The organism is Cupriavidus sp. 22TCCZM04-2 (genome assembly GCF_057798895.1).
Map to the genome: position 1 here is coordinate 189,812 of NZ_JBYOJS010000003.1, position 9,674 is coordinate 199,485.

Consider the following 9,674-nt stretch of genomic DNA (forward strand, 5'->3'; position numbering starts at 1 on the left):
GGGCTAGAAGGCCGGTTCGGTGCGGTTCTGGTACGTCGGGTGTTGCGCCTTATTGTCCCCCACTTTGCCGATCTCCGGGTTGGCCCAGCTGCCCGTGATGCGGTAGTGCTGCGTGAACGCCTTGGAGAACTCGTCGGCGAACAGCAATTGCGCGGCGAGCGTGCCGATGCCCAGCACCGGGTTGATAAAGGCGGCCGCCACAGACGTGGTGGTGGCGTTGATGCGCGGTATCACCCGGACATCCAGGTCCTGGGTTTCGCGCAGCAGGTTGGCTGAACCCGACATGTTCGCGATGATCTGCGGGCTCCTGAGTTCGAAATCCTGGATCGATCCCACGCCGTTCTCGATCGTGCCTGCGCCGGAGATACGGTCGAACAGCAGCCCGCGCCCGGACAGCGTGCGGAAATCGAGCGAGGCAAAGCGCAACAGGCCCTGCAGGCTCAGCACGCCAAGCAGGCGGGCGGCACCGGGTTCGACGCTCAGGATCTGGCCATTGTCGAGGTCCAGCGACAGCCGCCCCGCCAGGGTCGGGTAGTCGATCGACATGGGCGAGCCGCGCCATGCCACGCGTCCCTCCAGCTTGCCCTTGCCGTCGCGCAGCGTGTGCGGCAGGCCCAGGCGCTCCAGCGTGGCGCCGGCGTCGCGGATATCGATCGAGAACGTCAGTGCCGTGCGGCGCGGCGCGTTGGCCGGGTCACCGTCGCGCAGCCGGCGCGGCACGCGCCAGGTGCCGCTGCCGGTCAGCGTGGCGCCCGGCTGGTCGATCAGCAGGCGTTCGAGTGTCCAGACCGGTTCATCGCCGCTCTTGCTGCTGCGGGCCACGACCTCCAGCTTGCCGAAGTCGTGCCCGCGCAGCACGAACTGCTCGGCGACCAGGTCGATGGACGGCAGCGTGTCGATGCTGCTGGCGATGGCGTCGACGACATTGTGTTCGTCGCTCGCGTCGGGCACGTTCAGGCGGCTCAGGCGCAGGCGCATGGCGCCGGAGCCCGGGCCCTCGGCGCGCCACTGCATCTTGCCGGCGATCTGGCGCGAGTCCAGGTTCACGTCCCAGCCGCCGGCCTCGCGCATGGCCTCGATCGTGACGTCGTCGATGGTGCGGCCCGCGGCCCTGAGCGTGCGCATGCGCGCGTTGATGCGCTCGGGCAGGAACGCGGGCGGACTGGCGCGGCGGCTGCCGTCGCCGTGCATGCCGCCCAGGCTGGCGAGCGCGGCGCGCCAGCCATCGAAATCGAACTGGTCAAGCGTGGCCGCTGCCGTGACGCCGCTGGCGGGCAGCGGCGCCGCCTGCTGCAGGCCGATGCCGCCGGCCACCACCTCGGTGTCGCCGCCATTGCGGTCGGGGCGCAGCAGGTAGCGGGCATTGAGCGCACCGCCAAGCTGGACCACCATCTCGTCCAGCCCGGTGCGTCCGGGCGCAGGGCGAAGATCGAAACGCAGCGGCATTTCCTGTGCGGCGGGCTTGGCCAGCGGCGCGGGCAGGCTGATGGCCATGCCGTTCAGGTCGGAGCTGACCTGCACCTGCATCTGGCGTTCGCGCACGCCGAACACCGCGCTGTAGCCCGTGTTGCCTTCGAGTCTGGCCGCCAGCGCCGCTACGGCGGAGCCGGAGGCCGCTTCGCGCATGCCTGCCGCCGTGGCATCGCCGTTGGCGGTGACGCGCACGCCACCGTCGGGCTGCGAGCCGCCGCCGAGGCGGACTTCGCCGCCGAGGAAGCGTGCTCGCATATTCACGAGCTGGAAGCCGCGCTCGTTGAAGGCGATGATGCCGCTGGCCCCGCCGAGTTGCGGGGTTTGCGCGTTGAGCACGACATCGTTGCCGGGGAAGCGGAAGGTGCCGTCGACACGCGCGGCATTGGCGTTGGTCAGCGGCATGTCGAGCTTGAGCCTGAGTTCGCCGTTTCCCTGCGCGCGCGAGTTGTCCGCCACGTGTCCGGTCCACTCGCGCACCGGCGAGGCCGCCATGTAGTGCAGGAAGCCTTGCACCGCGCCGCTGGCGCCGCCGTCGATTTCGAGGCGCCCGTGGTCGCTCAGATCGTCGATGCGGCCGTTGACATCCTGCAGCGTGACGCCGGCGATGCCCTGGACCGTGGCCCGCCGCGCCAGGAACGTCATGCCGCCGCGCTCGAACAGCACCTGTCCCTCGATATCGGCAAAGGTCGGCCACAGCGGCGCGCCACCCGGGTTGGCCTCGTGTGCCGCGATCTGGTACCTGACTTGGCGGATCGGTACTTCGACGCGAAAGTCGCCGGCCTTCTCATGGGGAGCGTGGAACGGGAAATGCGTGAGGTCGCCCTTGAGCACGAAGCGCACGCCAGCCGCCTCGCCACCGGCCAACGCGCCGGCCAGGTAGTGGCGTGTCCCGGCGGGAATGCCCAGCGGCAGATAGCGCGGCACGCGTGCCACCTGCGCCCGGCTGAGTTCGCCGCTCAGGTCGGCGATGCCCGCTTCACTGTCGCCGCCCGTGCGCCAGGAGCCGCTCACGGTGCCGGCCGTGTCGGCATTGGCGAAGCGGATGTTCGACACGTTCACCGTCATCTTGCCGTCCTGGCGGGTCCAGTGCACGTCGCCGGCAATCTCGTCGAAGGGCAGGCGAGGCTCGTCGAACATGCCGGGCAGCACCAGCGCGGCGCTGGCGCCTTCGAAATGGACCGCGCCTTGCCGGTCGTCGAAACTGAACGTGCCTGACAGGTTGGCAAAGCCCGGCGTGCCCAGGTTGGGCTTGCCGTTGGCGCCGACCGCGGGTACCGCCGGCTGGCCGTTGACCGAGACGTTGCGCAGCGTGCCCTGCACGGCGTAGTGGGCCTTGCCCGGACGCCGTTCGAGCATGCCCGCGCGGTCGCGGCTCCAGGCCACGTTCAGGTTGTCGATATGGCCGGCCGGCTGCAGCGCGCGCAGCTGGCGCAGCACCGCGGTATCGACCGGCATCGACGTGGCCAGTGCACGCACGGTGTTCAGGTCGAACGTTGGGGCCTTTAGCGAGAACTTGCGCAGCTCGCCCTTGTTGTCCATGGCCCAGCCCAGCGTGACCTTGCGCATGCCTTCGCGCCACGCGTTGTCGTTGGCGGAAGGCGGTCCGTCTGCGGGCCGCGGTTGCCACAGCAGGGTGTCGATCGTCAGCAGGTTGCTGCCGTCACGCTCGCTGCGATGCAGGAGGAAGGCCTGGGCATTGGCAAGCTGCAGCGCTTCGCTGGCGCCCGCAAGCTGCAGGTCGATGCCGCTGCCGCGCAGCCGTGCCTGGCTGCGCACAATGCGGCCGCCATGGAACTCCAGCGAGCCGTCCGTGCTGAAGCTGCCGCCCGTCACGCGCTCGAACACGGTCAGGTAGCGCTGCACGACCGGAAGCTGCAGTTGCGTGATGTCCCAGCTTGCCTGCCCGGACCAATGGCGCCAGTTGCCGGCGCTGTGCAGGTAGTCGTGGCGCAGGCTGGCGCGCAGCACCAGCGGCCGCGGCGCCAGCGCCTCGGACTGCGCTTCCAGGCTGATCTCGTGGCGCTGGCCGCTGCGCCGCGCGTTGAAATGGATCTGGGCCACGTCCAGTTGCGGCAGGTGGCCCTTTTCGTCGAGCCAGCGCAGCTTGCCGTCGCGCAGGTCCAGGTTGCCCTGGGCCATCAGCCAGTCCAGGAAGCGGTTGTCTTCGGTGTTGCCGCCGGTGGTGTCGACCGCCATGCCGGCAACCAGCAGCTTGCCCTCGGGCGTGCGGCGCACCAGCACATCGGTCTGCGTTGCGCTGAGTGTCTCGAACTGCAGGTTCATGCTGAACAGCGAGCGCCACGCGAGCTGGCCATCCAGCGAGCCGGCCGAGAGCAGCGTGCGCTGCTGGGGGTCGACCACCTTCAGGCCGTGAGCACGGAAGGCCGGGTGCCAGCCATTCCAGTAGGTATCCAGCGAGTCGATGGTCAGCTTTGCCGACAGCGCGAGCGAGCCGCGGTCTTGCAGCCATTGCCGCGCCGCCGAGGCCTGCGGCCAGAGCACGAAGCGGATCATCAGGCCCGCCACCAGCGCCAGCGCAGCCAGGACCAGCGCCAGGCGCAGCAGGGTGCGGCCCAGGCCGCGCCACACCGGATGGCGCACGGCCGCGCGCACCGACGCGGCACAGCCGCGTGCAAACGCGCGCGCGCGCCGCGCCGGCGAGACCGGGGCAGCAGTCGACGGGGAGGCAATGGAAGCGGCCAGGCTGGCGACGGCTTCCTGGCTACCCGCGCCCGCGTTGGGGGTGGAGCCGTCAGCAGGGTTTGGGGCGCGGCTGGACATGCGCAGATTATCCGACAATACTAGCCGCTCTCCAATCTGGCGCCCGGCCTTGGTATGTTGCAAACACCTGACACGCGATGGGTGCAGCGGGCGCGCCGCACCTGTTCACGCATTTCAAGCTACTGGAATGACTGCCTCTGATCCGACGAGTTCCGCCGTGGGCAATGCCGCTGAAATCCAACCCGGCCAGAATGACGTAGGCGCCACGGCCGGCCAGCCGCTGTGCGACATGGCTTGCGGCGCATTCGCCACTACCGCTGCTACCGGGCCGGAACCGGTCGATTTCGGGGGCCACGTATTGTACTCGGCCTCGAGTTCGCATTACGCGCGCCGCGTGCTGCTGGCCCGGCCGGAGTTGGCCGGCATCGTGGCGGCGTCCGCAACCGGGCCGCTGTCGCGGGCCTGGATGAGCGAGCGCCTGAAGGCGTTGCAGGAGCCGTCGGCCGACGTGGAGGAATCCGTCAAGCGCGCGCTGCGGCGCCTGCGCGCCGAAGTCATGTGCGTGGCGATCGAGCGCGACCTGCGCGGCCAGGCGACGCTGGCCGAGGTCACGGGGGCCATGACGGATCTCGCCGAGCTTTGCATCCAGCACGGCCTGGCGATGCTCGGCGACGACCTGGCCGCCACCTTCGGCAGGCCGGTCGGCGAGCAAAGCGGCGAAGTGCAGGAACTCGTCGTGGTCGGCATGGGCAAGCTGGGCGGACGCGAACTCAATGTCTCGTCCGACATCGACCTGATCTTCCTGTATGACGAGGACGGCGAGACCCGTGGCGGCTCGCGCAGCCTGTCCAACCACGAATACTTTATCCGGCTGGGCCGGCGCCTGATCAACCTGCTGGCCGACGTGACCGGCGACGGCTACGTGTTCCGCGTGGACATGCGCCTGCGGCCCAATGGCGATGCCGGTCCGCTGGCTTGCAGCCTGGGCATGCTGGAGGAATACCTGGTGGTGCAGGGCCGCGAGTGGGAACGCTACGCGTGGATCAAGGGCAGGGTGGTGTCGGCGCTCGACACGGCGCACGCGCAGCGCACCGCGGACCTGCTGGCGCGCCTGACCACGCCCTTCGTGTTCCGGCGCTACCTGGACTATGGTGTGATCGCCGCGATCCGCTCGCTGCACGCGCAGATCCGCAGCGAAGCCGCCAAGCGCAGCGGCGGCCTGCCCGGGCATGGCGTCAACCAGCGCTCGTTCAATATCAAGCTCGGACGTGGCGGCATCCGCGAGATCGAGTTCATGGCGCAGGTGTTCCAGCTCATTCGCGGCGGGCAGGACCCGGCGCTGCGCGTGCGGCCCACGCTCGAAGTGCTGAATGTCGCGGTCGACCGGGGCCTGCTGCCCGCAGCCCAGGCTGCGCAGCTGGCCGATGCCTACCGCTTCCTGCGCCAGCTCGAACACCGCCTGCAGTATCGCGACGACGCCCAGACCCACCACCTGCCGACCGCGCCCGAAGAGCAGCTCGCCGTGGCGCAGATGATGGGCTGCGCCGACTGGCCCGAGTTGCTGGGCAAGCTGGCCGCGCTGCAGGAGCCGGTGGCGCAGCAGTTCGAGGCCACGTTCTCCGATCCCGACGCTTCGCCGTGCGAGGCCCTGTGGCCCGGCATCGTGCTGGAAGACCAGCAGGCGCGCAGTACGCGGGAGGCGCCGGACCAGAGCGGCCCGGATACCGAGGTGTCGCCGTGCCAGCGCCTGCAGGAAGCCGGCTATACCAATTGCCCGGGCCTGCTGGACCGGCTGCGCGCCATTGCCACGTCGCTGCGCTACCGTGCGCTGTCGGAATCGAGCCGCGTGCGCTTCGACCAGCTCGTGAACCGCGCGCTGGATCTTGCCGCCAGGCAGGAGGACGCGGACAGCACCATCACGCGCTTTATCGATTTCCTCGAGGCGATCAGCCGCCGCGCCTCGTACCTCTCGCTGCTGTCGGAATACCCGCAGGCCATGGACCGCGTCGCGCATACGCTGCACGCGTCGCGCTGGGCGGCCACGTATCTGACGCGCCATCCGCAACTGCTCGATGAACTGCTCGACAGCGATGCGCTGGCCGGCGCCCCCGACTGGCCCGCGTTCCGCCGGCGCCTGTCCGAGCGCCTGCTCGACGCCGACGGCCAGATCGAGCAGCAGATGGATGTCCTGCGCCGCGAGCATCATGTCGAGACCTTCCGCATCCTGCTGCAGGACCTGCAGGGGTTGCTGACGGTCGAGCAGATCGCGGACCGGCTGTCCGAACTGGCCGACGCCATGCTGGAGGTCACGCTGGAAACGGTCTGGCGCCAGCTCGCCACGCGCCACTGCGAGACCCCGCGCTTCGCCGTGATCGCCTATGGCCGCCTGGGCGGCAAGGAACTGGGCTATGCCTCGGACCTGGACATCATCTTCCTGTATGAAGACGGGCATGAACGCGCGCCCGACGTGTACGCGGCCTATGCGCGGCGGCTCATCACCTGGCTGACCAGCCATACGGCGGCCGGCTCGCTGTTCGACGTCGACATGCGGCTGCGCCCCAACGGCGCGGCCGGCCTGCTGGTCACCAGCTTCGATGCGTTCCGCCGCTACCAGCTGCGCGAAGGCGATAACACCGCGTGGGTCTGGGAGCACCAGGCGCTCACGCGCGCGCGCTTCTGTGCGGGCGATGCGTCGATCGGCGCGCGCTTCGAGGCGCTGCGCGACGAGATCCTGCGCCAGCCGCGCGACGCCGCCGCGCTGCGCGACGAGATCGTGCAGATGCGCGGCAAGGTGGCGGAAGGACATCCGAACCCGACACCGCTGTTCGACCTCAAGCATGACCGTGGCGGCATGGTGGATATCGAATTCACCGTGCAGTACCTGGTGCTGCTGCATAGCGGGACCCACCCGCAGCTCACGCGCAATGCCGGCAATATCGCGCTGCTGCGCGAAGCCGGCGAGCTGGGTTTGATCGACGCCACGCTGGCGGTGCAGGTCGGCGACGCCTACCGCCAGTTCCGCGCGCTGCAGCACCAGCTGCGGCTGGACGGGCAGGACCAGGCTCGCGTGCCGGCCGCGCAGGTGGCGGAACTGACCGCGCGCGTCACGGCGCTCTGGCAGGCCGTGTTCGGTGCCGCCTGATCCGGCCCGGCCCGGCGCAGCATGGCCGGGCATGCTGGCCGCCATCGCCGTGGTCTGGGGGCTGTCGGCCTTGATGAGTTTCGTGCCATGGCTGCACGCGCACGGCCTCTACCTGCGCGACGCCGTGCGGGGCGGCGAGTGGTGGCGGCTCGTGACGGCCATGTGGGTACACCTGGACTGGCGCCACTGGCTTGCCGATGCCTGCGCGGCCGCTGGCCTGCTGCTGGTCGCCGGCCGTGCGGTGCGTGTACGTGAAGCCCTGCTGGTACTGGTGCTCTGCGGCATCGCGGTGCAGGTGGCGTTGCTGCGCGTGCCGGCAATCGTCTGGTATGGCGGATTGTCCGGCGCACTGCACGGGCTGGCCTTGTGGGCGGCACTGAGCGTGATGCGCGTGCCCGGCTTGCCGCGGGCGATAGGGGGGCTGCTGAGCCTTGGCGTGATGGCCAAGGTGTGGTTGGAGCAATCGTGGCTGGCGCCGGTGGTGTTCGAGCCGTCCTGGGGCTTTGGCGTGGTCCGCGCCGCGCATGCGGCCGGCGCCGTGGCGGGCCTGGCATGCTGGCTGCTGCAGGAATGGTGGCGGGGCCGGCGCGCGCCAGCCCCGGATCGAGGCTGACGGCGCTCAACCGCGGCGCCGCAGCGAGAAGGCCAGCAATCCGGCCACGCCGAGCAGGGCCGCCTGCCAGGGCGCCATCGCGCCGCCGCCGCCCCCCGATGATGGGGCCGGCGGTGCCGCCGTGGTGTTGGCCGCCGCGGTCAGCGCCCCAGCGGCATCGAGCAGGCCCGCGCCGCACACGCCCGGATTGGTCGTGCAGTAGGTGCCGGACGGATGCGGCCGTGCCGAACTCTTTAACGCGGCCGTGACCTGTGCCGGTGAAAGCGTGCCATTGACGGACAGCATCAGCGAGACCACGCCCGATACCATCGGCGCCGCGAAGCTGGTGCCCTGCGAGTTGATGGTCTTGTAGGCGCCGAGGGAGGTAGTGCCATCGTTCGAGAGCGTGCGGATCTCCGACACCGCCGTCGTGCACATGCCGTTCACGACCTTGGAATTGCCGCAGCCGCCGCCAGGCGCGCTGATCGTGACCTGCGGCCCGACACTGGCAAAGCTCGAGTTCTCGCCGTCATTGACATGCGCGGTCACGGCAATCACGCCGCTGCAGTCAGCCGGCGCTTCCACCGCCCCGCCGCTGTTGCCGGCAGCCACGACCACCGACACGCCGCGCCCGACCACATCGTTGATGGCCTGCTGCTCGATGCTGGTGCAGGTGCCGCCGCCGAGGCTGATATTGATCACGCGCGCGGGGTTCACGTTGTCCGGCACATTGGGGACGCTAATGCCGGCAGCCCAGCGCATGCCGTCCACCGTGTCGGAGAGCAGGGCGCCGCAGCGTCCGGCAACCCGTACCGGCAGGATGCGCGTGTTCCAGTCGACCCCGGCAATGCCCTGGCCATTGTTGGTCAGGGCGCCCAGCACGCTTGCCACGCGGGTGCCATGCCAGGAGTTGGACGTGGCCGTGGTAGTCGGTGTGGAGCTGCCCGGACAGAGAAAGCCTGAGGGCACGTTATCGCCAGCGTCAGTGGGATCGCTGTCGCGGCCGTCGCCGTCATTGGAGACCGTGGTGCTGCTGATGAAATCGTAGCCGGCAACCAGCTTGGCGGCCAGGTCAGGGTGGGGCAGATAGCCGGTGTCGAGCACCGCGACCACGATGCCCGCGCTGCCGCGCGAGCGGTCCCATGCGCGCGGCAGGTTGGCGCCGCCGATGGCGGTGCCGGTGCCCATCATGTACGGCTGGGCCGAGGCGAATTCGGGATCGTTGGGAATCGTGTCGTGCAGGTGCAGCCAGCGGTCAGGCACGGCGTCGGCGACGCGCGGATCCTGGCGCAACGTGGCTGCCAATGCCTCCGGATCGGGGTGGCTGCCGTCGGCCGTGCCCACCAGGTCAGTATTGCCTGCCATGCTTCGCCGCACGGCGAGGTTGACGCCCGAGTGGCTGCGCAACTGCTGCAGGCGGTCTTCGCCGGCCGCGGTGCCATGCTTGGCATCGCCCATCGCGCCCGACGCACTCGGCGTGAGACTGGTATCACGCCAGCGTACGATGACATTGCCGGTATAGGCGGGAGACGCCTGAACGCCGTCGGCCGCCAGCGTGGCCGGAGCATGGATTGCCCAGCCCAGCGCCATGAGCGCTGCGGCGAGCCATCGGAGGGCAGCGGCGCGGCTGCGCCTGGAAACCTGGTGCGACAGGTGCGGCATGAACGCCTCCCGGTGCGCCCCGGGGGGGGGGGGGGGGGGGGGGGGCCCCCCCCCCCCCCCCCCGGGCGGGGGGGGGGGCGGGAG

4 protein-coding genes are annotated in these 9,674 nt (G+C 70.0%); 2 read left to right on the plus strand and 2 right to left on the minus strand.

The features are described from left to right. Positions 1-3 precede the first annotated feature (3 nt). Positions 4-4,254, minus strand: a complete 4,251-nt coding sequence (locus AC3FKG_RS06760) for a YhdP family protein (RefSeq protein ID WP_488742724.1) — start codon at positions 4,252-4,254, stop codon at positions 4-6. Between the two features lie 229 nt (positions 4,255-4,483). Here AC3FKG_RS06760 and glnE point away from each other — a divergent pair, with 229 nt between their 5' ends. Together glnE and rrtA are read left to right on the plus strand one after the other, a co-directional pair. Next, the gene (glnE, locus tag AC3FKG_RS06765; RefSeq protein ID WP_483711468.1) at positions 4,484-7,336 is read left to right on the plus strand and encodes a bifunctional [glutamate--ammonia ligase]-adenylyl-L-tyrosine phosphorylase/[glutamate--ammonia-ligase] adenylyltransferase; all 2,853 of its coding nucleotides are present in this window, start codon (positions 4,484-4,486) and stop codon (positions 7,334-7,336) included. 31 nt (positions 7,337-7,367) lie between these two features. Beyond that, positions 7,368-7,949 (plus strand): rhombosortase, encoded by a 582-nt coding sequence (gene rrtA, locus AC3FKG_RS06770; RefSeq protein WP_488742725.1) that lies wholly within the window; start codon positions 7,368-7,370, stop codon positions 7,947-7,949. A gap of 6 nt (positions 7,950-7,955) precedes the next feature. Here the strand turns inward: rrtA and mprA are convergent, their stop codons facing one another. Next, the gene (gene mprA, locus AC3FKG_RS06775; protein WP_483710983.1) at positions 7,956-9,590 is read right to left on the minus strand and encodes an MprA protease, GlyGly-CTERM protein-sorting domain-containing form; all 1,635 of its coding nucleotides are present in this window, start codon (positions 9,588-9,590) and stop codon (positions 7,956-7,958) included. Positions 9,591-9,674: the final 84 nt, after the last annotated feature.